27 protein-coding genes are annotated in these 24785 nt (G+C 67.5%); 6 read left to right on the top strand and 21 right to left on the bottom strand.

What is annotated here, in order from left to right:
* Nucleotides 1–131 precede the first annotated feature (131 nt).
* From AC06FE_RS17950 to AC06FE_RS17980, 7 genes are all read right to left on the bottom strand, one after another.
* Nucleotides 132–1115, bottom strand: a complete 984-nt coding sequence (locus AC06FE_RS17950) for a FecR family protein (protein WP_478073820.1) — start codon at nt 1113–1115, stop codon at nt 132–134.
* A 112-nt stretch (nt 1116–1227) separates the two neighbouring features.
* A complete protein-coding gene (locus AC06FE_RS17955; protein ID WP_446541750.1) occupies nt 1228–1752 on the bottom strand; it encodes an RNA polymerase sigma factor in 525 nt (174 codons plus the stop codon).
* The gene (locus AC06FE_RS17960) at nt 1752–2459 is read right to left on the bottom strand and encodes a secretin and TonB N-terminal domain-containing protein (protein WP_478073821.1); all 708 of its coding nucleotides are present in this window, start codon (nt 2457–2459) and stop codon (nt 1752–1754) included. Before AC06FE_RS17960 ends, AC06FE_RS17955 begins: the two co-directional genes overlap by 1 nt.
* A gap of 200 nt (nt 2460–2659) precedes the next feature.
* On the bottom strand, nt 2660–3037 hold the full coding sequence (locus tag AC06FE_RS17965) for an MmcQ/YjbR family DNA-binding protein (protein WP_313256038.1): 378 nt from the start codon (nt 3035–3037) through the stop codon (nt 2660–2662).
* A 53-nt stretch (nt 3038–3090) separates the two neighbouring features.
* Nucleotides 3091–3750: a lysoplasmalogenase gene (locus AC06FE_RS17970; RefSeq protein WP_478073822.1), complete on the bottom strand. Its 660-nt coding sequence runs from the start codon at nt 3748–3750 to the stop codon at nt 3091–3093.
* A 138-nt stretch (nt 3751–3888) separates the two neighbouring features.
* Complete coding sequence (locus AC06FE_RS17975; protein ID WP_478073823.1) at nt 3889–4500, bottom strand: response regulator transcription factor; 612 nt, start codon at nt 4498–4500, stop codon at nt 3889–3891.
* A gap of 3 nt (nt 4501–4503) precedes the next feature.
* The gene (locus AC06FE_RS17980; RefSeq protein ID WP_478073824.1) at nt 4504–5952 is read right to left on the bottom strand and encodes a sensor histidine kinase; all 1449 of its coding nucleotides are present in this window, start codon (nt 5950–5952) and stop codon (nt 4504–4506) included.
* 205 nt (nt 5953–6157) lie between these two features.
* On the opposite strand from AC06FE_RS17980, the gene AC06FE_RS17985 reads away from it, so the two are divergent.
* The 4 genes from AC06FE_RS17985 to AC06FE_RS18000 all read left to right on the top strand — a co-directional run bounded on the left by AC06FE_RS17985 (nt 6158) and on the right by AC06FE_RS18000 (nt 9781).
* Nucleotides 6158–6547, top strand: a complete 390-nt coding sequence (locus AC06FE_RS17985) for a response regulator transcription factor (protein ID WP_478073825.1) — start codon at nt 6158–6160, stop codon at nt 6545–6547.
* A 75-nt stretch (nt 6548–6622) separates the two neighbouring features.
* Nucleotides 6623–7141, top strand: a complete 519-nt coding sequence (locus AC06FE_RS17990) for a DUF3302 domain-containing protein (RefSeq protein WP_478073826.1) — start codon at nt 6623–6625, stop codon at nt 7139–7141.
* Nucleotides 7142–7145: 4 nt separating this feature from the next.
* Nucleotides 7146–8327: an HlyD family secretion protein gene (locus AC06FE_RS17995; RefSeq protein WP_313256046.1), complete on the top strand. Its 1182-nt coding sequence runs from the start codon at nt 7146–7148 to the stop codon at nt 8325–8327.
* Between the two features lie 8 nt (nt 8328–8335).
* Entirely contained in the window at nt 8336–9781 is a 1446-nt protein-coding gene (locus tag AC06FE_RS18000) for an efflux transporter outer membrane subunit (RefSeq protein WP_478073827.1), read from the top strand.
* A gap of 63 nt (nt 9782–9844) precedes the next feature.
* Here AC06FE_RS18000 and AC06FE_RS18005 read toward each other — a convergent pair whose 3' ends face one another.
* From AC06FE_RS18005 to AC06FE_RS18035, 7 genes are all read right to left on the bottom strand, one after another.
* The gene (locus tag AC06FE_RS18005) at nt 9845–10444 is read right to left on the bottom strand and encodes an NADPH-dependent FMN reductase (RefSeq protein ID WP_478073828.1); all 600 of its coding nucleotides are present in this window, start codon (nt 10442–10444) and stop codon (nt 9845–9847) included.
* Nucleotides 10445–10565: 121 nt separating this feature from the next.
* Nucleotides 10566–10847 (bottom strand): DUF3247 family protein, encoded by a 282-nt coding sequence (locus AC06FE_RS18010; protein WP_446541741.1) that lies wholly within the window; start codon nt 10845–10847, stop codon nt 10566–10568.
* Between the two features lie 175 nt (nt 10848–11022).
* Nucleotides 11023–11484, bottom strand: a complete 462-nt coding sequence (locus AC06FE_RS18015; protein WP_478073829.1) for an acetyltransferase — start codon at nt 11482–11484, stop codon at nt 11023–11025.
* 90 nt (nt 11485–11574) lie between these two features.
* A complete protein-coding gene (locus tag AC06FE_RS18020) occupies nt 11575–12468 on the bottom strand; it encodes an NAD(P)/FAD-dependent oxidoreductase (RefSeq protein WP_478073830.1) in 894 nt (297 codons plus the stop codon).
* Nucleotides 12465–12908, bottom strand: coding sequence for an RrF2 family transcriptional regulator (locus AC06FE_RS18025; protein WP_478073831.1), 444 nt, complete (start codon nt 12906–12908; stop codon nt 12465–12467). Before AC06FE_RS18025 ends, AC06FE_RS18020 begins: the two co-directional genes overlap by 4 nt.
* Nucleotides 12909–12940: 32 nt before the next feature.
* On the bottom strand, nt 12941–13867 hold the full coding sequence (locus AC06FE_RS18030; RefSeq protein ID WP_192285670.1) for an alpha/beta fold hydrolase: 927 nt from the start codon (nt 13865–13867) through the stop codon (nt 12941–12943).
* Nucleotides 13868–13885: 18 nt separating this feature from the next.
* Complete coding sequence (locus AC06FE_RS18035; protein ID WP_318639515.1) at nt 13886–14464, bottom strand: TetR/AcrR family transcriptional regulator; 579 nt, start codon at nt 14462–14464, stop codon at nt 13886–13888.
* Between the two features lie 184 nt (nt 14465–14648).
* Between AC06FE_RS18035 and AC06FE_RS18040 the strand changes: the two genes are divergently transcribed.
* Nucleotides 14649–15464, top strand: a complete 816-nt coding sequence (locus tag AC06FE_RS18040) for a hypothetical protein (RefSeq protein ID WP_478073832.1) — start codon at nt 14649–14651, stop codon at nt 15462–15464.
* Nucleotides 15465–15472: 8 nt separating this feature from the next.
* Here AC06FE_RS18040 and AC06FE_RS18045 read toward each other — a convergent pair whose 3' ends face one another.
* Entirely contained in the window at nt 15473–18202 is a 2730-nt protein-coding gene (locus tag AC06FE_RS18045; RefSeq protein WP_478073833.1) for a DUF6493 family protein, read from the bottom strand.
* Nucleotides 18203–18219: 17 nt separating this feature from the next.
* Complete coding sequence (locus tag AC06FE_RS18050; RefSeq protein ID WP_478073834.1) at nt 18220–19575, bottom strand: SWIM zinc finger family protein; 1356 nt, start codon at nt 19573–19575, stop codon at nt 18220–18222.
* A 174-nt stretch (nt 19576–19749) separates the two neighbouring features.
* On the opposite strand from AC06FE_RS18050, the gene AC06FE_RS18055 reads away from it, so the two are divergent.
* Nucleotides 19750–20643 carry an ATP-grasp domain-containing protein gene (locus tag AC06FE_RS18055; RefSeq protein WP_478073835.1) on the top strand — a complete coding sequence of 298 codons (894 nt, stop codon included), beginning with the start codon at nt 19750–19752 and terminating at the stop codon, nt 20641–20643.
* A gap of 57 nt (nt 20644–20700) precedes the next feature.
* Here the strand turns inward: AC06FE_RS18055 and AC06FE_RS18060 are convergent, their stop codons facing one another.
* Genes AC06FE_RS18060 through AC06FE_RS18080 form a run of 5 tightly spaced genes read right to left on the bottom strand, consistent with a single transcriptional unit; the run spans nt 20701 to nt 24784 of the window.
* A complete protein-coding gene (locus tag AC06FE_RS18060) occupies nt 20701–21366 on the bottom strand; it encodes a sulfate/molybdate ABC transporter ATP-binding protein (RefSeq protein ID WP_478073863.1) in 666 nt (221 codons plus the stop codon).
* Nucleotides 21356–22039, bottom strand: coding sequence for a molybdate ABC transporter permease subunit (gene modB / locus AC06FE_RS18065; RefSeq protein ID WP_192285664.1), 684 nt, complete (start codon nt 22037–22039; stop codon nt 21356–21358). Before modB ends, AC06FE_RS18060 begins: the two co-directional genes overlap by 11 nt.
* A 3-nt stretch (nt 22040–22042) precedes the next feature.
* Nucleotides 22043–22786, bottom strand: a complete 744-nt coding sequence (modA, locus tag AC06FE_RS18070; RefSeq protein ID WP_478073836.1) for a molybdate ABC transporter substrate-binding protein — start codon at nt 22784–22786, stop codon at nt 22043–22045.
* 18 nt (nt 22787–22804) lie between these two features.
* Complete coding sequence (locus tag AC06FE_RS18075) at nt 22805–23578, bottom strand: helix-turn-helix domain-containing protein (protein WP_478073864.1); 774 nt, start codon at nt 23576–23578, stop codon at nt 22805–22807.
* Between the two features lie 9 nt (nt 23579–23587).
* Nucleotides 23588–24784, bottom strand: a complete 1197-nt coding sequence (locus tag AC06FE_RS18080; protein WP_478073837.1) for an oxygen-independent coproporphyrinogen III oxidase — start codon at nt 24782–24784, stop codon at nt 23588–23590.
* Between the last annotated feature and the right edge of the window lies 1 nt (nt 24785).

Consider the following 24785-nt stretch of genomic DNA (forward strand, 5'->3'; position numbering starts at 1 on the left):
AACGGCGCTGCCCGGATACCGCAAGATTTCTCCACCCCAGGACACCGCCCGCGCCGGCGGCGTCCATGTCACGTCATGGGCGTTTCGGTTTCATGAAACCGCATCGGCCGACGATGCGGGGGCGCCCGTGCTCAGGACAGGATCAACAGCCCCGCCGGCAGGGACCGGGCCTTGAGCTCGAACGATTCCTGCAACTGCAGCAGTGCCAGGTCCAGCGAAGCGATCTCGAAGCGGCCACTTACCGGCCGCTCGCCGGCCGCCTCGTTCATCAGCAGCACGCGGCCGTTGCGGTAGCGGTTGATCTCGTCGATCACCTCGGACAGGCGCGCGTGGTCGAACACCAGCTTGCCGCTGCGCCACGCCGTGGCGGCTTCCAGGCTGACCGCGGCGGTATTGCCGATGGCATCGGCCTCGTACTGCACCTGCTGGCCGGCCATGAGCCCGCGCGTCCCGCCCGGGTGCTCCACGGTCACGGCACCGGCCACGCAGGTCACGCAGACCTTGCCATCGAGGTTGCGCACGTCGAAGCGGCCACTGTGGGCGCGGCTGCGGCCGCTACCGGCCAGCACGGTCACGCCCTGCCCGGCGCCGACATGCACCGAGGCTTCACCATTGATCAGTTCGACGGCGGGGCCATTGCCGGCCTGTCGACGGATGCTGGTACGGGTGTTGAGGGTTACCTCCACGCCGTCGCCGACCACGACCGTGCGCTGCTGGCCGGCGCCAGTGCGCTCATCGGCGCCCCATTCCTGGATCCCCGGCCACATGCCCAGTGGTGGCCGCACCGCAGCGACCGTGGCCACCACCGCGACACTGGCCGCCGCGCCCAGGAACGCACGCCGGTGGTACAGCGGTACCGGCCGAGGGGGAGCCGGCACGGCGTCTGGGTGCTGCCGCAGCAACTCGCGAGCCGGAGCCTGGAGCAGGTCCCACCGCTGCTTGGCCGCCAGGTAGGCACGACGGTGCGCCGCGCTGGACTGCACCCAGCGCTTGAAGCGCGCGCCATCGATTTCGCGTGCATCGCCGGAATGCAGCAGGCGCAGCCACTGCCATGCCTGTGCCTCCAGATCCTCACCGGAATGCGGCGCCCCCTGCTCGGGCGGTGGTGTCTTCATCGCGTCATATCCTACGGACAAACTCGGCTGGACGCAGGGTCAAACTGGATGCCTGCGCGTGCGCCCCGGGTCCCTCATGACGAGAGACGAACGGCGCCACCGGAAACCCGCATTATTTCTTTCCATCGTGCGCCGCGGCGTAGGCCGACAGGCGCTGGTGCGCCTTCTGCAGTTCATATTCCACCGTCCGCAGCGACACACCCAGGCGCTGCGCCGCCGCCTTCTGGGTCAGCCCTTCGGCATGCACCAGCAGGGCCACCGCCCGCCGCCGCGCCGGCATGCGGTCCAGCAGTTCCATCAGCCCGGCCAGGTCCGAATGCACCTCGAAGGCGCGTGCCGGCTCCGGCGCCGGGTCGGCTACCCCGTCCAGCAGGGTATCGATCTCGGCCCCGGACAACATGCGGCTGTTGCGGCGCTGCACGTCGATGGCGATGTTCACTGCCATCCGCGTCAGGTAGGACGCCGGGTCACGCACGGCATCGATATCGCCGGCACCGTTGAGGCGCAGCCAGGTGTCATGCAGTGCGTCGCCGGCCAGCTCCCGGTTGCCGAGCCGGCGCACCAGGCGCTGCTTGAGCGCGGCGTAGTTCTGCCCAAAGTAGTCCAGCAGGCTGCCGGTACCCTGTACGTCTTCCATCAGCGTTCCCCCTGTCCAACGTCACATTGCGGGCCACCCGGGTCACTGGGCAGCACCACCATGGTCAAAGCCTCGCGCTGCAGCCGCGCAGGCGCGGTGCCAGGCACCCGCACGCCCATGAGGCGGCGCACCAGCGCGGCATCGCGGGCCGGATTGCCGGTGCCATCCAGCAACGCCGCGTCACTCACCCGGCCGTCCCCATCGATGCGGAACCGCAGCAGCGCCGTGTAACTGCCCGGCCGGGTCAACGGATCGCCGCACAGGCTGCGCCAGATGCTCGCCTGCGCCGCGCCGGCGTAGGCATTGCCGGCAAACAGCGGCGTCCCGATACTGCCGGTGCCATTGCCCGGCCCTGCAACCGCTTTCAACACGAAGGTGCTGCCGCGTCCCGAACCTCGCCGGACTGCATGGAGCCCGGTGCCTTGCAGCAGCATCTGCAGCGCGCTCTCCGGCGCGAACGCCCCCTGCACCGCGCTGGATCTGCGCCCCACCAGCAGATCGCTGGGGAAGATCGCCGGGTAGCCGGTGATCTCGGCGTAGCGGTTCAAGGCTTCGTCCAGTGGCAGCGCCGGCAGGTCGAACACCGGATGCGCTTCGGCGCGTGCCTCGACACTGCCATTGCCAGGTTGCGCGCAGGCTTCATCGACGATGGCATGGGCAAGCGACATGACCAGCAACGCGGCGACGATCAGGTCACGGCCGCGCAAGCGCGCGCCGACCGCCCCGCCCCTGCCCACCGGCGGGGGTATCGATCCATTCCCGCTCACGCCATCCAGATCGCATGCGTCCACACTTCGTCAGGGGCCGGCACCCTTTAGTTGGGTCAAGAGCTTGTCAGCCGTTGATGACGGTTTGGCGACAACCCGGCTTCAGCGCGATCGTGCTCCCGGCACGCGCACGCCTCCCGTCATTGGACTTTCGCGGGCAGCTGCCCGGTGATGACCGACTGCTGCCGCCGGGACAACCCCGACAGTGCTTTGGCGTACGACCAGCCGATCAGTTCCTGCAGATAACCGGCGGGCACCGTAGCGACGTCGACGATGGTCACCCAGTGGAACCTGGCCATGTAGCGGGCCGGCTTGATGCCGGGCACATCGGTCAGCTCCAGAAACCGTTCGGAGGTGGTACGGAGGCTGAAGCGCCATCGCTCCGGCGCGCTGGTCTTGAAGTAGGCGAACTGGCGGCCCCCCACCTGGAACGCCAGCACGTTGCCCGGCGGCCCATGCAGTTTGACGGTCGCACCCGGGTAGGCACTGCAGTGCTGCTTGACCTGTTCCACGTCCATCGGTGTTCTCCCGTGCATCTCAGGGGAAGGGGGGTACCACGACCGGCCGCCGTTCAGGCCGCCGCGACGGCCACGTGCTGGATCGACAGCGCCAGGATGACCTGGGCCACGTAATAGAGCGGCAGGCCCCAGAGACGATTGATGAAACGATGTGCCACGAAGCGGTCGCGTGCCACGGAAATGTCCGACACGGCGAACGCGATGGCCCCGCCCGCGAGCAGCCAGTTGCCGGTCGCCGCGCTCGCGGCGATCGCAAAGGCGCACATCGCGACGATGGCCAGCACGTAGGCACCGACGGCAACGCGATAGAACCCATCCAGATGCTTCCATAGCCAGGCAAGCACGCTGGCACCGATCACCGCCATGGCCGCCAGCCCGACCAGCAGCGCCGGCAACGGGACCCCGACCAACGAGAACGCCACCGAGAACGCCACGTGGGCCAGCAGGAAGCTGGTGATGCCGAGCAGGAAAAGCCGGTTCCGGTGTGACAGCAGGAATACGTCGCCCACCCAGCTGAGCACCAGCGCGGCGAGGATCACGCGCCCATAGGCCGAATGCACCGCATCGAGCTGCAGGGCCAGCGCGACGAACGCGGTGCTGGCGGTGATCTTGGAGATCGCCCGGCCCGGCCGCCATCCCCGGTACTCGCACACCACCAGGGCCGCGCATGCCACAAGGCACGCAATGATCGTGATTCCCACACCGGTCAACATGAGCGTTCCTGCTGGAGGTCGTATGCAGCGCCCGCGGGACGGGCAAGGCCGGACAATCTACCAGCCCCGCCGGCGTTGGTGACGCCCGCAAGACGGCCTTTCTGGCGGGAACCCTGCGCCCGATCACCGGGCAGCGTGTCAGTCCCTGCGCAGCCCGCTCCGTTCAAGGAACGCAAGCAGCTCCACCGGCGTGCGCACCCCGAGTTTGTGCATCACCCGCGAGCGGTGCACCTTGATGGTCTTCTCGGCGATGCCCAGGTCCCCGGCAATCTGCTTGTTGAGCCGGCCGGTCAGCAGGAAGGGCACCAATTCCTTCTCACGCGGCGTGAGCGTCTCGAACAAGGCCCTGGCGTCCTGGTGCTGGCGGGCGTTGCGATGCGCCGCCTCGTCCATGTCCAGGGCCTGGCGCACCGCCTGCAGCAATGCCTCCGCATCCACCGGTTTGGTCAGGAAATCCATCGCGCCGGCCTTCATCGCGCGCACGCTGCTCTGGATATCGCCGTGGCCGGTAAGGAAGATCACCGGGCACTGCACCCCGTTCTCCTGCAGGCATGCCTGCAGCTCCAGGCCGGTCATCCCCGGCATGGCCAGGTCCAGCACGATGCAGGCGGGAATGCCGGGGTCGTGGCTGGCAAGGAACGCCTGCGTGGAGTGGCTGATCGCCACGCGGAAGCCTTCGCTGCCCAGCAGGCGGGCCAGCGCCTTGCAGACATCCGGATCGTCATCCACCACATACACGAGGGATTCCATGGCTCAGCCTTGTGGCGGGAGATTGAAGGACACGCGGGCCCCCTTTGGCGGGACATTCTCCGCCTCGATGGTGCCGCCGTGCGCGCGGATGATGGTACGGCAGACCGCCAGGCCCATCCCAAGGCCGCTGGCCTTGGTCGTCTCGAACGGCGAGAAGATCTGCTCCTGCCTGCCTTCCGGGATTCCGCTACCGGCGTCGGTCACTTCCACGCGTGCCCCGCCCTGCCATGGCCGCGTGCGGATGCCCAGCACGGCCGCCGCGGTGGAGGACTGCATGGCGTCACAGCCGTTCATGATCAGGTTCACCAGTACCTGCTGCAGCTGTACGCGGTCGCCCATGCACGCGGGCACATCCTCGGCCAGGTCCAGCTCCAGCGTGACGCGCTGGTCATGCAGCTCGCTTCGCATCATCCGCACGCAGTCCGAGACGATCTCGTTCACCGCCACCGGCGCATGCGCATAGGTCTCCTTGCGCAGGAAGCCGCGCATGCGGCCGATCACCTCGCTCGCACGGCGGTCGTTGTCGATGATGTCGGCCACGATCTCCTGGATCTCGGGCACGTCCACCGCATCGCGACGCAGCAGCCGTTGGGCGGCCTGCGCGTTGCTCAGGATCGCGGCCAGCGGCTGGTTGAGCTCATGCACCAGCGAGCCGGACAGTTCGCCCAGCGTGGTCACCCGCGACATATGCGCCAGGCAGGCGCGCTCGGTGGCCACCTCCTGCTCGGACCGAAGCCGCCGCAACTCGCTCTCCTGCAGTTCCATCACCATCCGCTGCGAGCGGATCAGCTCGCTCACCAGGCAATAGCTGGTGGTCACCACCACCAGCAGGAAGCCGCTTGCCGCCACCAACGGTGGACGCGGCAGCCCGAAGACCATCAGCACAGCCGACGCCACCATGATGCCCATCAGCACGAACCAGCTCCCGGCGACGATCAGCGCGGCACGGCGGTCGGGCCTGGGCTGCCGGACCGCGTGCAGGATGGTCTGGCCGATGTAGACCAGCACCAGCACATTGCTGAGTTGTCCCAGCGCCACCGCCGGGTTGGTCACGCCAATCGGGTGGGACACCGGGACGCCGAACCATACCGACCGGCCCACGTCCGTCACGGCCAAAAAGTTCAGGTTGTCGCCGACCAGGAAGTTCACCGCCAGCGCCAGCAGGCGCAGCGCGGCCGCGCCATAGGCGATGCGCACCGAGCCAAGGCCGAACCAGCGGTGCAGGATGTACAGCAGGGAAACCACCATCACGGTGATGGGCAGGTGCATCCAGCGCAGATAGGTCGCGATCTCCGCCGGCAGCCGCGCGGCATAGGAGGCGAGTTCGAGCAGGGCCAGGGCGGCGACGGACGCCGCAGCGAACGACAGCGCCAGGTGCACCCGCTGGCCGGGACGCGCGATCCATATCACCGCATGTGCCAGGGCGACGATCAGGCTCGCACTCGCGAGCATGGGCCAGGCGAGTTCCATCCAGTTCATTGCGCGCCGGTCCGTTCTTCGTCCGCGGTGTTTTTAACACATCGGGCAGTGAACGAACTGCCCTTGGCCGGCCTCCGGAACACGCATGGAAGGACGCATTCACGTTCCCGTCCCGGCACCGGCGTAGGCCCAAGGGCCAATTGTCCGGGCGAGGAGGTGCTACCTACCATCCCGCCCCATGCACTCCAGCGCCCTTCCCCTGCTGATCGCCATCGTCGACGACGACGATGGCATACGGGTCGCCCTCCGGCGCCTGCTGCGCTCGGCCGGGTTCGGGGTGCAGTCGTATGGCTCGGGCGGTGAATTCCTCGGCCAGGTGGCCGATGCCGTCCCGGACTGCCTGGTCCTGGACCTGCACATGCCGGGACAGAGCGGCTTCGAGGTGCTGCGTTCACTGGCCAACCGCCGGCCCGCGCTGCCGGTCGTCGTACTGACCGGCGATGACACGGCGGGGAACCGGCAACGCGCCCGTGCCAATGGTGCCTCGGCGTTCCTGGTCAAACCGGTGAACGACGAGACATTGATCGATGCCGTTGTCACGGCAATCCAGAACCGCTCCCACGTTTAACCCACGGAAGCCCTTTCAATGAAGAATTCCCCCCGCCGGCACCGGCGGCCATCATGCGGCCTGCGGAGGATGGCCATGCCATTGCTTGCCGTCGCCGCCCTGCTGCCACCCCAGGCACATGCCTCGTTCCTCAGTGGCGATGCGCTCGACAGCGCGGCCAACGTCATTTCCTGGTTCGCGCTGGTGATCGTCCCGGTGGTCCTGGTCACGGTGTTCTGGCTCGTGCATATCCTGCCCGAGAAGATCGCCGAACAACGCCGCCACCCCCAGCTTGCGGCGATCAAGGTACTGTGCCTGCTCTCGCTGTTCTTCGGCGGGCTGCTGTGGCCGCTGGCCTGGCTGTGGGCGTACACCAAGCCGGTGTTCCACAAGTTCGCCTACGGCACCGACGTCGCCGACCACCCCGACCATGGGCAAGCGCTCACCCCGCTGCATGACGCCGGCATCGAACACCATCACGCGCACGCCGCCGACGCAACGCAGGACGCCTCCAGCGAGGATCTGGACGCGCTTCGCGGCCGCATCCGCACGCTGGAAGCGGCGCTGGCCGCCAGCACGGCCCGTGCGGGCGACCAAGCCACTACTGGAGAGTGACACCGTGGAAATCATCCTGCTCCTGATCTACTCGTTCTTCGTCTGGCTGATCTTCTTCAAGTTCAAGTGGCTGGCGTGGAACTTCGTTTCGCAGATCATCGTGGTCTCGTTGCCGGTGTTCGCGCTGACGGCGATGATCCTGATCCTGAACGTCGTCGCGCCGTCCTCCTCGGACATCCGCGTGGTCAACTATGTCGTCCAGATCGTGCCGCGCGTGGCCGGTCGGGTCATCGAGGTCCCGGTCGAAGCCAATCGCCCGGTGAAGAAGGGCGACGTGCTGTTCCGCATCGACCCGGTGCCTTTCCAGCAGGAGCTCTCCGCGCTGGAGGCCAAGGTCCCCGAGCTGTCGGCCAAACTGGACACCGCGCAGGCCTACCAGCGCGAGCTCGACGAACAGTTGAAGTCGGCGCGTTCGGCGCAGGCTGCGGTGGCATCGCGGTTGAAGCTGGCCGAGTTGCGCGAAGGCCAGACCGCGGAGCTGGCCCGGATCGGCGCGGGCCCGAAGTTCGATCACGAGCAGGCACAGGCCGAAGCGGCCAGCCTGCGCGCCGAGCTGACCTCCACCTCCGCGCAGATGGCCCAGGTGCAGCAGAAGCTGTCCGCGCGGACCGGTGACGGCGAGCTTTCCGAGGTGGCACAGGCACGCGCCGCCCTGCAGCAGTTGGACGCGCAGATCGTGCAGGCACGTTGGCAGCTGGACCAGACCATCGTGCGGGCACCGTCGGATGGCTCGGTGATCAACCTCCAGCTGCGCGAAGGCTCGTATGCGGCCAACCTGCCGCTGACCCCGGTGATGAGCTTCGTCGAGCAGGAGCAGTGGGTGCTGGCGATGTACGCCCAGAACGAGCTGGGCAACATCGCCCCCGGCAACGAGGCCGAGATCGCACTGAAGACCCAGCCCAACCGCATCATCAAGTGCAAGGTCGACTCGGTGGTCTGGGCATCGGGCACCGGCCAGATGCCGATCAGCGGGATGATCCCGCAGCCGGGTGACCAGCCCATTCCCACCGGGCGCATCGCCGTGCGGTTGCGGCCGGCCGGCAAGGACGCGGACCTGCTGCTGGCCATGGGCGCGCAGGGACAGGGCGCCATCTACACCGAACACGGCAAGCTGCTGCACATGGTCCGCAAGGTGATGATCCGGGTCAGCTCGAAGCTTGACTGGCTGGTCCTCAAACTGCATTGAGCCCTTACATGACCGACATTTCCCGCTCCCCCCTCACCCGCGCCTCGCACGTGGCGGTGGCCTGCCTGCTTGCCGCCCTCTCCGGTTGCGCCGTGCTGCCCGAGCCCACCCGCAGCCAGGTCCAGTCCGAGGCGTTGGGCCATGTCGACATTCCCGACGCGTGGGCATCGTCTGCCGCATCGGCGGAGGTGATCGACGGCTGGCTGGCCAGCTTCAACGACCCGGCATTGACGCAGCTGGTGCAGGAAGCACTGGCGAACAACCCGGACCTGCAGATTGCCGCGGCACGCCTGGAGCAGTCCAACGCCCAGCTGGAGATCGCCCAGGCCCAGCTCAAGCCCGGCATCGGCGTGCTGGGCCGCGCCGGCACCAAGCCCGTATCGGACCTGGTGCCGCTGTTCAGCGGCGCCATGCTGCGGCTGTCGTGGGAGATCGACCTGTGGGGCCGCCTCCGCTACGGGCGCAACGCGGCAATGGCCGCCCGCGATGCAAGCAGTGCGGACTATCAGTTCGCGCAGCAGTCGCTGGCCGCCGGCGTGGCGCGGGCCTGGTTCGTGGCCTGCGAAACCGGGCAGCAGAAGGCGCTGGCCGACCGGATGGTGACCTCGGCGCAGACACTGCTGGAGCTGGCCGAGCACCGGCGTCGCATTGGCGCCGGTGACGAAAGCGACGTCATCGCCGCGCGCGCAAGCCTGAGCGACTACGAGAACGCCCGGCAACAGGTTGAGTTGGCCCATCTCCAATCGCGGCGTGCGCTGGAACTGCTGCTGGGACGCTACCCGGGGGCCAGCCTGGCCTCGGGCACCGGACTTCCCGCGTTCCCGGGACCGGTTCCGGCCGGCATCCCGATGGATGTGCTCAACCGGCGGCTCGACGTGCAGGCCGCGGAGCGACGGGTCGCGGCCGCCTTCGACAGGGTCGGTGAGGCCAAGGCCTCAATGCTGCCCTCACTCTCGCTGTCGGCCGGCTACGGCCGGCTCAGCAACGAGGTGCTGGAAACCCGCAGTGGCCTTGAGCAGACCTTGTCCAGCGTGACCGGCACCACCACGGTGCCGGTGTATGCCGGCGGCGCGCTCAGCGGGCAGGTGACGCTGCGCACCGCCGAACAGAAGCAGGCCGTCGCCGACTATTCCCGCAAGGCATTGGCGGCACTGGGCGAGGTGGAGGACGCGCTCAGCGCAGAGCGCATCCTCGGCGAGCGCGAAAGCATCCTCAAGGCCACCCGGGCGGCGAACCAGGAAGCGTTGCAGTTGGAGCAGTCGGCCTACCGCGTCGGCAAATCCGACCTGCGCGCGGTGAACCAGCGCCAGCTGGCCCTGCATGCCGCCGACGTCGCGTTGATCGCGCTGCAGAGTGACCGCCTGACCCGCCGCGTCGACCTGTACCTGGCGCTGGGCGGCAGCTTCGATACCGCCACGGGCATTACCTCGGCATCTGCGGCAGGAGCGGAGTGATCATCCGTGCGGTTGCCAGGCAACCGCACGGTGCTACCGGCCGGCGCTGCGCGGCAACGCGCTTCAGCGGTTGCGTGGCCCGGCGTTCAATACCTGCATCCAGGCCTGGAAGCCCTCCAGGAATGTGCCCAGGCGCTTCTGGGTCGCGGCGTCGAATGCACCGGTTTCCGCGTCGCTGGCCTTGGCCGCCTCGGCGACGTACAGCTGCGGCGCCGTCATCGTGAGCGCTCCCATGGCCGCCAGGGCATGGCGGAGCTGCGACTGGGCGACCCGCGTCCCCCACCGGCCGGGCGTCGCGCCCATGATCGCCGCCGGCTTGCCGGACAACACTTCGCCGTATTCGGCGTCCTTGCGCGAAAGCCAGTCCAGCGTGTTCTTGAGCACCCCCGGCAGCGACTGGTTGTATTCCGGGGTCGAGATCAGCACGCCATCGGCCGCGACGATCGCCGCGCGCAACTGCTTCACCCCGTCCGGCCCGCCGTGGGTCTCGGCTTCTAGGTCCTCGTCGAACAACGGCACCTGCGCGATGGTGTCGTAGACGGTCAGGCGAATGCCGGCCGGCGCAGCGGCTGCCGCTGCGTCCAGCAGGCGGCGGTTGTAACTGTGCCGGCGCAGGCTTCCGGCAAACGCCAGTACGTGGAAGGGAGTGTGCTCATCGGACATCGGGGAACTCCGTGGAATGGTCACGGCAACAGAACCACGCCGGCCATCCACCCGGCAAGCCCCCTCGTCATCGGCGAATCAGGACACGCGATGTGGACACGGTCCTGCCACGGATACGGTCTCAATTGCTGCCAAGCCGGGTGAAGTCCTCGATCTCGTCCAGCCAGAGCAGTTGCACGCCTTCGCCTGGCACGTCGATCGGCACCTGTCCGTTCGTCCCCTCTTCTTCCTGCGGTCCGCGGAACTGCTGGACCGCAGGACGCTCGGTCACCGTGCCGGTGATTACCCGGCCATCCTTCATCCGCAACGCAACGACCAGCTCCGCGTCCAGTGCCAGTTGCAACGCCTTCAGATGCTCGATTTCAACCTGCGCGGTATGCACGCGGGGCGCAGTCCTGGCCATGGGCTTCTCCGGGCCGTTGATAGGCGCACCCTAGGCGCCATCGCGCTAAACGCGGATGAAACCTTTGTGCACACCCTTTCACCTCACACGCCTGGGCGCTGTACGCGCAGGTATCGCCACATTCTGCAGACGGCGACGGCGTGCACGGCCCTGCGCGCACAGATATCCGTAGGAATCAGGCTTCCTTCAGGTGCAGCAGCGGGAACGGATTGCCCTGCCCGTCCACGGGCGAACGCCCCGACACGACGAAGCCATTGGCGAGATAGAAGGCGACGGCGCGCGGGTTCTGCTCGTTGACGTCCAGTTCCAGCGCCCCCTTCAACGCACGTGCGTGCGCGATCAACTGCCTGCCGCCGCCCTGGCGGAAGCGGGTGGGCGACACGAACAGGGCTTCGACCTTGTTGCCATCCAGGCCCATGAAGCCGATCGGTGCATCGGCGTCATCGCTGGCAACCCAGACTTCCAGGTGGGGCAGCGCCTGATCGCGCACGATCGGCAGCAGTGCCTGGATATCCTGCTCGGACAGGAACGCATGTGTGGCGCGCACGGACTGCTCCCAGATCACGAGCAAGGCCGGGAGGTCAGTGTGTTGCAGGGGTCGAATGCGCACGAACAGGAGGCTCCAGGGAGGCCGCATATCCTACCGTTTCCGGCCTTCCTTGCAGCGGTAGCGGAGGCGCTGCGCGGATGCGAACCCTCCACCCGGCACCCGCGGCTGGACTGCTGCTCAGGCCGCGGGAAACACCAGTGAGCGATGCACCTGCGCGCCGGCCCATGCCCCATCCCCGACCGCCAGCGATACCGAATGCGGCACACGGGCGGCATCACCGCAGGCAAATACACCGGGAAGTCCGGTCTGCTTGGTCTCATCGACCTGGATCTGCGTACCCATCGGCGTACTGACCAGCGGGCAGCCCAGCCGCTCGGCCAGCGGGGTGGATGGCGCGTTCAACGGTGCCGTGAACAGGCCCGCGAACGTCAGCCGGCGGCCATCCGCCAGCACCACGTCGGCCTCCCCTTCAATGCGGGCGACCGGCGTCGACTCGATCCGTACACCGCGTTGCTGCAGCGCTTCCCGCGCCGCGGCATCGGGTTCCACGGCGTTGTTCAACAACAGCGTCACCTCACCCCACTCCGGCAGCAGCTGCGCCTGGTGCAACGACATCGGGTTGACCGCGATCACCCCGATGCGGCCCATCGCCAGCTCGTAGCCGTGGCAGTACGGGCAATGGAAAACGCTGCGTCCCCAGCGCGCCTGCAGGCCCTCGATCTCGGGCAAGGCATCGGAAACGCCCGTGGCCAGCACGAGGCGCCGCGCGCCGAACTGGCCCGAGCGCGCGGTGCTGACTACGAACGCGTCATGCGTGCCGGCGGCATCGACAGCCTCGTCCTCGCACCAGGACAGGCTCGGGTACGCCTGCAACTGTGCGCGGGCGATACGGGCGATCTCGGCCGGATCGGCGCCATCCTGCGCCAGGAAACCATGCGAATGCGACGCCATGCGGTTGCGACGCTGGCCGGCATCGATGACCAACACGCTGCGCCGTGCGCGTACCAGTTGCAGTGCCGCGGCCATGCCGGCATAACTGCCACCCACGATGATGACGTCGTACTGTTTCATTGCCTTGCTCCCTTGTGTGCGGCATGCCGGCGCGCGAAATCCTCGGCCAGGTCGGCCAGCGAAACCGCGGCGAATCGCTCCAGCAGCAGTGCTTCGGCATCCGCGAACGCGGTGTCCAGGGCTGCATTGACCGCCTGTTCCACCAGGCACTCAGGGTGCTCGCTGCGGTTGCCGATGGCGAACAGCGCAGGCTCGCCCAGCGCATCGTGCAACTCGCGCAGGCTGACCTTTCGCAGGTCCGCGGTGATCCGCCAGCCGCCGGCATGACCGCGTTCGGCGGCAACCAACCCGGCGTCACGCAGCAGCCCCATGGTGCGGCGGACCACCACCGGGTTGGTGCGCAGGCACTGCCCCAGCGCTTCGGACGTCATGGGGGTTGCCTGCTCGGCCATGTGCAATAGGGCATGCAGAACGGAGGAAAGGCGGCTGTCTCGCTTCATGTAACTTATGTTGTTACATATTGAACGGGACGTCAAACCGTCCCGCGTTCATCCGCCGCGATGAACGCCACGACCTGGGTTACAACCTCCGGATCCTCGAGCAAGCGCCGATGGCCCAGTCCCTGCGTGGTATGCAGCCGCGCCCCCGGCCAGGTCGCGGCGATGGCAGCGCCCTCGGCATGCGCCACCTCACGGTCGTCGCGGTCATGCACCACCAACAGGCGGCCCACCGGCGTCACCTGCGGCAAGCCGGTCACGTCGAACGCGGGCCAGCGGCGTCCCAGCCGTTGTTGTACATCGGCCTCGAACCGCGCCAGGGCCCGTGCATCCGCACCCAAGGCACGCGCGAACGGCGCGATGGCTTCCTGCGGCCGGGCAAAGGGAGCAATGAACGCCAGCCGCGCCGGCATGCCGAGCCCTTCGCGCAGTGCCAGGGTCGCGGCAGTGCATCCACCGGAGTGCGCGACGAGGCCAACCAGCGGGTCCACCCCAGCGGTGACCTTTCCAATGGCGGCGGCGATTTCGACGAAGCTGACCCGTCGCCCACCCCAGTGGCTCGGCCCGGAGCTGCCATGCGCCGGCGCGTCAAACGCGAGCACTCGCAGACCGGCCGCGCACAGCGGTGCGACGAAGGCATGCATCTGTCCGGCGTTGCCGCCCCAGCCATGCATCAGCAAGACCGCTGGGCCGCTGCCCCACGACCATACCGCCACGCGGTTTCCGTCCACGTCGACATCATGCCGCTGGCCGGCCTCCAGGCGGGCCAGCGCGGCGGGCTTGGGCCGGGTCTGCGGGGCGGTGAACCACAACCGCGCCATCAGCCGCGCCGCCAGCGCCGGGCTCACCCATCCCGCCAGACGCATGCACGCGCGCATCGCCGCCAACCGCCAGTCTGCGTCGGCACGCCGACGTGGTGATTTACGAACGACCGTACTATTTTTGTCGTGCACGGAATCCATGGCGCTACTCCTCGAGCCTCAGCGGGCGTTGCGGGGGGGAATGAAGGGAGTGATCAGGCGCTCGAAGGCACGTAGCCCGCGCATGCGCGCCTCGGTGTAGTCGAACAGGCCGGAGTCGTGGTGCAGCACCATCGCAAAGCCGGTGATCTCGAACGCCAGTTGCGCCGGGTCGGTATCGACGGCGAGTTCGCCCGCGGACACGGCCTGGTCGATCACCCGCGACAGGTAGCCGCGCCATCTCGCCTGCTGGCGTGCCAGGTGCGCGCGGACCGGCCCCGGCTGGTCATCGAATTCGCTGGCTGCCGCGGTGAACAGGCAGCCGCCGCCAGTGCGCTCATGGCGGATCCAGTCGAACCAGCGATCAACGATGGCACGCAGCTGCGGCAACCCCGCCGGCTGCAGCGCCGCCGGCTCGATCACCTGCTGCACGAACCGCTGCGCGGTGGTGTCCAGCACCGCCAGTTGCAGGTCCTCGCGGGAGCCGAAATGGGCGAACACGCCGCTCTTGGACATGCCAACCGCATCGGCCAACACTCCGATGGTGAGCCCATCCAACCCGTTGACCCGCGCCAGGGCGCACGCCGTGCCCAGGATCACCTCCCGGGTCGCCGCACCTTTGCCTACTGTCGTCTGCCTGACCATGCGACAAATAAAAGCACAACCGTTCTTTTCATGCAAACAGGGACACGCCCCACCCACTGGACGGCGCAGCAGCGGCATCGTATAGAACGGATCTCATCGCGCTCCTGTGCTGCCCATGCACCTGATCCCACACGTCCTGATGTTGATCGCCGTCACCATCGCCCCCGTCGCAGCAGCCTGTGATGCCGCGCGGCTGCCGCTGTCAGGCAGCGTCTCGGTTCCGAGTTGCGTTACGCAAGCGCCAACGGACACCTGCGTGTTTGCCGGCAAGGCGCTGTACGACTATATACAGGCCATTCCCGACGATGACAGCGTGCTGATCATCGTCCTGCAGTCCAGCCCATGGCGCCTGTACGACGCGCAGATGCGCATCCTCACCCTTGATGACCTGGTCGCCAGCATCCAGCCAAAACTGGGTGGCGGGGTGCAACGCGTGGAACTGATCGGCTCGTGGACCGCTACCGCACCCACGGCCGGTGCTGCCTCTCTGGCGGAACGCCTTTCGCAGGCGTTGGATGGCTTTCCCGTACGGGGCGAGGACGGTTTCCTATGGCTGGCCGAGGACGGCACGCGGCGCACCACCCGCCAGGCCTTCACCGTGCGCGCGAGCAGCGGTGCCTACTTCATACCCAAGGGGGCGGACGTATTGGCCGCACTGGCCACCGGCTGGCCCGCGGAAGTGCAGGAGCATATCCCCGCCGACAACCACGCCCTCCAGCTATCGGCGGCCATCGGCTGGGACGCGTTCTTCCTGTGCCCGGACAAGGCACTGGAGCGGTTCGAGTTCAGCGCGGCGCAGGGCAATCCCATCGCCGCCTACAACGCCGCGGTGATGCGGATCGAGCGCGGAGGCGCAGGTGATCGCAGCGCCGCGCTTGCCCTGCTCGGCCAGGCCGCAGCGCTTGGCGATGCCCCTTCCCGCACGCGGCTGGCCGTCGAACGCGCGCGCCGGTAAGCACGCCCTCAGGCAACCAGCAGCGTGCGTGCCAACTGCCCGGCCTTCGCCTTCAACGGCATCGCCTGCAGCATGGCGCGCTCTGCATCCCGAAGGCGGTGCCCATGGGCCAGCGACAGCTCCAACATCAGCTCCAGCAGTCCTGCGATGTCGCGCTGCGGAGCGTCCGGCACCGCCGTCACCAACGCGACCAGCAGGTCGAACACCAGCGGGTGTGCGCCCGGATCCAGCCGCAGCGCCTGCTGCAGGCTGCGTGTGTAACGCGATGCCTTGACCATCGGCGTGGCTGACAGGCGACGCAGCGCAATAGCCAAAGCATCGGTCTCAAGACGCCCTTCCCGCCACGTGGCCAACAGCGCATCAACCGACAATGCATGCTGGCCGGGCTCCTTCGCCGCCAATCCCAACGCCAGCAGCAAGGTCGCCATGGGCCGCATCGTCACCGCCGGGTCCAGCAACCGCTCCAGGTATGCCTTGGTCGACCACTGCGCTTCCCACCAGTCCAAGTTGTTGCCGATCGCACGCACGCCGTCCGCAAAATGTGCCTCCAGGCAATTGGGTAACAACACCGCCGAGAAACGGAGCAGCCCTTCGTCTTGATGACCGGCAAAGCCAGGCGCATGGAACACGTAATAGCCTCGATCCTCCTCGCGTGGTATCCGATGCCGACGGACCGCCAGCAGCTCATCGGCGACCTCATTCGGCTTGGTGTCCACCTCCACGATGAAACCATGATGGTGGTAGGTCTTGCCCTGCACTTCCGATTGCCAGCTCTGTGTCTGCCAACGGTAGCGCGCGGCGTGTGCGCCGCCGGCACCAATATCGCCTACCGCAGCGAACAATGCCGGGTCGTCGGCCTCGGGAAAGCGCACACGGGCGGCAGCGGCGAACAGGGCCAGTTGGCCTGTCTCCGGCGCGAGATGATCACCCAATGCGTAGCGCAGCGCACGCGTGAATGGCCCGTCGGCAAGCTGTCGCGCCGCCTCGATGGCGGCTGCATCGCCGATCGGTGCCAGCCGCAGCAGGGCGCGGACCTGTTCGCGCAGACCCACATCGACCGTCCGTTGTTCGTATGCAGCGGCACGTTCGACCAGCATTGAGGGGGCAATGAAGCCGCCGCGGTGCGTCGGCATGGACAACGGCGGTAGATGCACCGCTTGAGCTGCCAGCCGCAACCAGTCTTCGCTACGGTCCTGCAGGCAAGCGAGCGCAGTATCGGCGTAGACCTCGAATGGCCGCGGCGCCAACAACTCTCCCCTCTCACCCACCACAGCCAACAGCAGGCGCCCCAACTCCTGCGCCACAGGGGTGCGCAACCGCCCTGCCCGCTTGATCACCGGCCCAAGCCGCTCACGTTGCCCTGCTTCGAGTGGCGCAAGCTGGACCAGCGTTGCGGCTGCCATCTCGAATGCATCGCTGTCGTGATCGTTCTCGAACACGTGCGCGATGCAACGCACCAACGCGTCGATATCGGCCGGTGGCCGCAGGCGATGTGCCTCCTCCAGCGGACAGGCCGGGCCACTGCCGGGTGCGACGACCGGCTGTTCCACCAGCGACGGTCCGGCTGCGTCAGCCGCCGCTCCCCCCATCAGCGCCAGGAAGGCCGGCCGGTGCACGGCGGCGATTCCGTCGGCATAGAGCGGCAATAGCATCCGCACATCCGGCCCAGCGTGCCAGCGCGCAAGTCGCTGCAACACCTGCGCCTGTACGTCCGGGGCGGTATGCGCCAGCGCGACCATGGCCAGTCCGAACGCGCTTTCCGCCAGCGCGGAATCTCGCTTCACCCGCCCATCCAGCAGTTTCAATGCGCCCAGCACCTGCACCTTGGTGCTTGCGTGCAGCACCGGGCGCAAGGCATCGAATAGATCCGCGTCGGCGATGACCTGGCTGGGCTCCAACCGCTTGATGACCTCCAATGCCATCGTCACCGTCGGTGCGATGCGGCTGTGGCAGAGCCCGAGATAGCGCGGCGCATTGGCGGCCAGCAGGGGCAGGTCGGGCGCGAGTTCGGCATGAAAGCGCGAGAACCAACCCGCACGGAATTGTGGCCAATCCTGCGCCAGGGTGGACAAGGTGCGTTCCATCAGCTGTTCCTGCGTGTACACCCCTTCGTCGCGCAACCGACACAGCACCTGCGACCAGCAGGCGGTGCCGTGCGTGTACTTGTCCACCGCGGCCAGGTTGAACTCGCTGCTGCCCTCCACCTCCATGATCCGCAGCAGTACCTCGCGTAGGCCGGGATCGGCGGTCCACACCGCCTCGAAGCGACGGTTCTGGGCCAGGCTCATCAACCCGATGATGTAGTCATCGCTGTCCGGCCGCGGTACCAGCCCGGCGACGAGCAACGCCTGCACCACTCCAATCGCATGCGGGCTGCCGCGCAGTTGGGCGTCCGCCATGCCCTGCAGGGATTCGGGACCGAACTCCCGGCACAGATCAAGCAGGTCATCCTTGCTACCGTGGCTGGCGGCAACGTCGGCGGCGGTGCCACAGACCACCACCGTTGCGAACATGGCGCGGACCTGGTCGTCTGTAGGGCTGACACCCCAGCCGGCGTAATTCTCGTCACGGCTGTTCCAGCGCGCCGCGTCCAACAGCTTCTTCATGCGGCGCACACTGGACCGGTGCGCACGTCTCTGTTCCCGGTCGAGGATACGCAACAGGGTCAGTGTCTGCGGATAATCACCAGCGTGGACCGCCGATTCCAGCGCAGTTTCCGGTACGAAATTCTGTGCCATCCAGGCCGTTCCTTGGTTCAATGATCGAGCGTACGCAGGGCCGAGGCCGCCATCACGTGCTTGCAGGGGCCCCGCTGCCCTTGATGACGGGCGAACCACGGGCAGGTGCAATGCAACTGCTCGTCGACTTCCCACACGCGGTGCCACACGCCCCCGCTGGCAATGGTGGCAGCCAGTGGCTGGGCGCTGACCAGCGTCACCGCACCTTCCTCCAACAGCTGGCGTGCTTCGGCCAGACGCGGGTGCAGGTCCTCCATCAGGCTCAGGTCGAACGGCAACACGCGATGGAAGTAGGCGCCTTCGCTGACGTCGAAGCCCACCAGCCCCGAGGCTCCCAGCACGCGCAGCGCATCGGTCACGCGATCCACGCTGCTATTGCACCCGGCAGCCAGTGCGGCCGCATCGATCGCCGCCTGCCAATTCAACGAAGCACGGACACATGCCAGCTCGGCGGCGTTACCTGTACTGGCCTGCATCAAGGCTGTCAGCGCCTGTCCTTCACCGGAGAAACCACGCCAGACCTCGCTGCTCAGTACCAGGCTCAGGCGGGCGCTGCCGAAATCCAGCACCCAGGTGCAGGCCTGCTGCTGCGCATCAGCGTGAACCTGCAGGCCCTTGGCACGGGGTAGCAGCAACCCAAGCACGCGCAGGCGCGCGGTTTCCGTCAACCGCACCGCGCCGGGTGTTTGCCGGGTCGACGCGGCCAGACCGCCGCCCGTCCGGGCGATCCACAACGGCGTGCGCCGGGTCGAGGCCTTGGGCAGGCTGCGCAGCAGGCGCAGTGCTTCCACGGCGGTCGCGCTGAAGCAGGGCTGCATGCTCGCTTGGTAGGACTGCACCTCCACCATGCCGCGCAGCCATCGGGTCGGCAGTGCCACTTTGCGTTCGACCACCTCGGCACCGGCCGAACGTAGCCGCACCGCGTCGCGCCCGACGGCCAGTTGCAGCCCATCAGCATCGCGCAGCCGCGCCAGTGCAGCACGCATCGGCGCGTTGAAGTCGACGTTGGTGGTGCCCTTGCCCACCACTTCGCCGTCGTAGGATGCCGGTAGAAGGTCCACGCGGATATAGGCGCTGCAGCACGAGGAAAAGCCCTCGAAACGCAGCACCTGCCCGCCACAGGTAACCACCGGGTCCGCCAGGACAATGGCGCGGGCCACGCTGTTGGGCGGAGTGAAGAAGCGGCTGCCCACGATCAACTGCACCGCTGTCAGCAGTTCGGCGACCAGTCGCGGCTGCAGTAGCCTGCCCTCGAAGAAGTGCGGATGTGGATTGCCGGCCATCCCACTGGTTTCCAGCGTCAGTCGTGGCCCGGCGGCTTCCTGCCAGGCTGATGGCTGCAGGTAACGATATGTGTGCTGGAGACTGCTCAATCCCTTCCCCTGAAAGCGTTCCTCGCCGCGAAGGGCAGGAGTGGAGAATAGCCAATGTCGTGGCACGACATAACCGTCTCCGTGCCTTGCCGAGGACATCGGTTGTCGCCAATGCCGCCAGGGCGCCCTGCCATATATCCTGCACAAGCCCGCTTCCCCCATACAGTGCCCTCCGTGACCACCCTTGCCCTGATTACCGACGCCACCAGCCTCGACGACGACTACGACATGCCGCCACTGCGCGATGCCTGCCAGGCCTTGGCGCTGGATATCCACATCTGCAACTGGGATGACCCGGACCAGGACTGGTCCCGCTTCAGCCATATCGTGCTGCGCTCTCCCTGGGACTACACCCGCCGCCCCGACGCCTTCCTGGACTGGTGCGCACACGTCAGCAAGGTCAGCCGGCTGGTGAACCCGCTGCCGGCCGTGCGCTGGTCGCTGGACAAGCATTACCTGGCCGACCTCGCCAGGGCCGGCGTGGCAGTGATTCCCAGCACCTTCATCGAATCGAAGGCATCGGCGCAGACGATGCTCGACGCGTTCCTGCAGGCGCACCCCGGCCTGGATGAACTCGTCGTCAAGCCAACGGTCGGTGCGTCCTCGCGCAATGTGCGGCGGTTCCTGCGCGCCGATGCGATGCAGGCACTGCAGCACGCAGGGACCCTGCTGGGCGCGGGCCATAGCGTCATCCTGCAGCCGTATCTGGCATCGATCGAACGGCAGGGTGAGACCGACCTGGTCTACATCAACGGCATCTATAGCCACGCGATCCGCAAGGCCGCGCTGCTGGCCCGCGACGGCACCACCAACGCCCCGAGCCTGGGATTCCTTTCCGCATGCGAGGCGACCGCTACCGAACGCGCACTGGCCAGTGCCGCGCTGCAGGCAGCAAGCCGCACCCTCGGCCTCGATGCGCCGCTACTGTATGCCCGGGTCGACCTGATCCATGCCGACGACGGCCAGCCACAGCTGCTGGAACTGGAGATCCTCGAACCGTCGTTGTCCTTTCCGTTGGCCGAAGGCAGTGCGATGCGCTTTGCACAGGCGCTCGCCGGATTGGACTGAGCGCGTCGGCGTTACCTGACTGCGCCGGCGCCTGGACGCAATGCTGCCCTGCACGGCTCAGTCCAGCACCCGGCCTTCGGACAACTGCACGACCTGCTGGCCGAACACCTCCATGTCCTCCGGGTCATGGCTGATCAGGAGCACGGGAATGCCGGTGCGGTCCAGCACCGCTTCCAGCTCCCGGCGCAGATGGCTGCGCAGGGTGTGATCCAACGCGGCGAACGGCTCGTCGAGCAGCAGTGCACCCGGGCCAGTGACCAAGGCCCGCGCCAGCGCGGTGCGCTGGCGTTGCCCACCCGAGATCTGGTCCGGGTACTGGTCGCCCAGATGATCGATGCGAAACGCCTGCAGCCACTGTTCAACCCTCGGATCGCGCGCGCCACGGCGTGGATTGAGCCAGCCCGCGTGCAGGCCGAAGGCCACGTTCTGGCGCACGCTCAGGTGCGGGAACAACGCGTAGTCCTGAAAGACATAGCCCAGCCCCCGCCGTTGCGGCGGCACATGCGTGTGACCGGCGGCGTCGAACAATGTCTTCCCGTGCACCCGCACATGCCCCCGCTCCGGCCGCAACAGGCCGGCCACGGCCTTGAGCGTGAGGCTCTTGCCAGCGCCGGACGGGCCAAACAGCACCACCCGCTGCTGGGAGCAACGCAGCGTCACCTGCAATGCGAACGCGGATGTGCCCGAACCAAACCGCTGCCCGATATCCAGGTCAAGCCACATCACGCAGCCCTCCCTGACGGCCGCGCGCCAGGCGTGCGGCAAGCAGCAGGACCACGATGCAGACCACCGAGGTCAGCAGCACCAAGGCATTGGCCCGTCCGTCATTGCCCGCCTGTACGGCTTCGTAGATGGCGATGGACAACGTCTGGGTACGGCCGGGGATGCTGCCGGCCACCATGATGGTCGCGCCGAACTCGCCCATCGCACGCGCGAACGCCAGCAACAGCCCGGCCAGGATGCCGCGCCACGCCAATGGCAACGTCACCCGCAGGAACAACGCAATCCCGGAAACACCCAGCGTGCGACCAGCCTGCTCCAGTTGCGGGTCGACGCCCTCAAACGCCGCCCGCGCAGGTTTGAATACCAGTGGCAGCGAAGCGATGGCCGCGGCGATCACCGCGCCCTGCCAGGTGAACACCAGGTTGATGCCGAATACCTCCTGCAGCCAGGCGCCGAGGGGACCGTTCCGGCCCACCAGCACCAGCAGGTAGTACCCGAGCACCGTGGGCGGCAGCACCATCGGCAGCGTCAGCAGCGTGTCCAGCAGTTCACGCCCGGGAAATCGCCGGCGTGCCAGCAAGGCCCCCAATGCGACGCCGACGACTAGGTTGATCGCCGTGGCCCATCCGGCCACCTTCAGTGACAGCCACAGTGCGCTCCAGTCCAGGTCCATCGATCAAGGGCTGCCGAAGCCATGGCGCTGCAGGATCGCCTGCCCTGCCGCCGAACGCACGTAGGCAATGAAGCGCTGGGCCTGCGCGGCCTTGCTGCTTCCCTTCACCTGCGCCAGGGGATAGCTGATGTCGCCATCGACAGGCACCTGGAAAGCGCGTTGCACCCGGTCGGGCATCGCCTGCGCGTCGGTGGCGTACACAAAGCCGGCGTCAACCTCCCCACGCGCCACGTAGTCCAGCGACTGGCGCACATTCTGGGTGGTGATCACCTTGGCCTGCAGCACCGACCACAGCCCGGCCTGTTGCAGCGCGCCGCGTGCGTAGCGTCCCACCGGGACGCTGTCCGGATTGCCGATGGCGATGCGCTCGAAGCCGGCGCCCGCCAACGCCGCCAGGTTGGCGGGCCGCTGCCGGGCCTGCGGCGGCACCACCACCCACAGGCTGTTGTGCGCGAACACCTGGCGGGTACCCGGCTCTAGCAGCCCCTGGGTCGCCGCCTGGTCCATCGTGGCCTGGTCCGCCGAGGCGAACACATCCACCGGCGCGCCACGTGCGATCTGCTGCAACAACACGCCGGAGGCAGCGAAGTTCAGGTCCACCCTGGTGCCGGGGTGGGCCTTCTCGTAGGCCACCGCGATCTCGCGGAAGCTCTCGGTCAGGCTGGATGCCGCCGATACGGTCAGGTCCTCGGCCGACGCGGTGGCGCTGGTGAACAACAGCAGGCAGGCAAGCCAGGTGCGGATCATGTGCGGTTCCGTCAGGGATCAGGTGGGGGAGTCGTCGCTTGCCGCCATTTGTGCCAGACGTTCGGGCTGCAGCAAAATGATTTCGCGTTGTTTGACCGCGATGACGCCGTCGTCGCTGAGCCGCCGCAGCACGCGGCTGGCGGTCTCCGGTGCCATGCGCAGGTAGTTGGCGATCTCGGTGCGACTCATCGTGAGATTGAACCGGGTTGCGGAAAAGCCTCGACGGGCATAGCGCGCCGAGGTGTCCAGCAGGAACGCGGCCATGCGCTCCTCGGTCCGGTAATTGGCCGCCAACAGCGCGGCCTTGCCGATTTCCGCGCTTAGCAGGCTGAACAGCTTGGCCTGCAGCCCCGGCATGCGCGCGGCCAGCGAGCTGATCTTGGGAAACGAGATGCGGCACAGGTGCACGGTATCCAGCGCCACGGCGTTGCATGGGTAGCGCGAGCCATGGATGGCGTTGAGCCCGATCACCTCGCCGGGAAGGCTGAAGCCGAGCACCTGCTCATTGCCCAGGCTGTCATCGACGAAGGTCTTGACCATGCCGGCACGCACGGCCGCGATCGAATCGAAGGGCTCGCCGGCGCGGAAGATGTAATCACCGGCCTGGTAAGGGCCGACGTGATCGACCAGGACATGCAGTTCGGACAACGCGGCCTTGTCGTAGCCTTGCGACATGCAGGCATCGGAGAACGCACAGGTGCTGCAGAAATGCAGGGCATCGCCGTCACTGGCGGCGGCCGGGTTTGGCGTCTTTGCGGCGCTTGCACCGCGCGATGGCTGGATCGGTGACATCTTTCGCATTCAGGTGGTTTCGGCGGATGGGCGAAAGCACGCGGCGATCATACGCCACAGCAGTTGGCCTTCATGTTGAAGGCGCAGCATGCGTCCGTCATGTCGCAGCCACCCCTGCTCGACGAAAGGTGACAGGCTGGCGAGCGCCTCCCCGAAACACTCTCCCACGCGCAGGCCGTTGCGCCACTCGAAGGCGGCCACGTCCAGCGCGTGGTCACAGGCGATGCTCTGTACTGCCTCGTCGGCCAGTCGCTCGTCCTCGGAGAGGATCAACCCCGACACGATACCCGGGTGCCCGGAAGCCAACCGGGCCAGCCAGCGCCCCAGGTCTTGCTCCTGGCGGCACAGCACGTCGCCGATCTGGCTGCAGGCGCCCAGTCCGATGCCGATGAAATCGCTGCGATCGCGGCGCGGCACCCCGGCCATGTCGCAGTGCCGGATCCCGTCACCGCGGCGCTCCGGATGCGCGCAGTCCGCGCGCTGGTAGTGGTCTGCGCCCATTGGCAGGTAGCCGGCCGCCAACACGTCCTGCCAGGCGCGCCACCAGCCGTCCACCGCCGGAGCTGGAGGAAGATGACGCGGGGATGGCAGCAGGATGCGTTCGGGGGCCAACGCCAGCACTGCGTGCAGGCGCGGCAGGAATGCCCGGTCGTCCTGCGACGGTACCGACAACTGGTAGTAGCAGGCGGTGAAGCGGGCCTGCTGGGCTCGACGCAGCAACGCCGGCCCGTCCGCATCGGCGCTATCAAGGATGTTCAGGCGGGTGCAGCCAACCTGGCGCAGCGCATCCGGCGCGATGCCGCTGCCGGCATCCAACCGTACCTCGACCTGCGGCCTCGCCACGGTCCGCAGTTGCTGCGGCACCGCGTCCAGCAGGTGGCCCAGCAAGGCCGACGTCAGCAACTCCGCCAGTCCGCGTCGCAGGACGACCGCCACCACCTCCCGGTCCTCGGCCAGCGCTGCGCGGTGCAGCTTCAGGCTGGCCAGCATGGCCTGCATGTATGCCTGCGCATCCCCGGCCGGTTGCCGCCGGGGCGCCTGAAATGCCAGGGTCAGCCCCCGTGGGATCAGGTGTTCGTTGCTGGCCCTGATCGCCGTCCGCCAGCCGGCGTCGCCAAAACCGGTGCTGAACTGGTCAGGCGACGGATACAGCACATGGACCGGCTGATGCAACACGCTGCTGAGTGACAGGGTGCGTTCCACCATG

The organism is Stenotrophomonas sp. Steno-C18, from assembly GCF_056393195.1.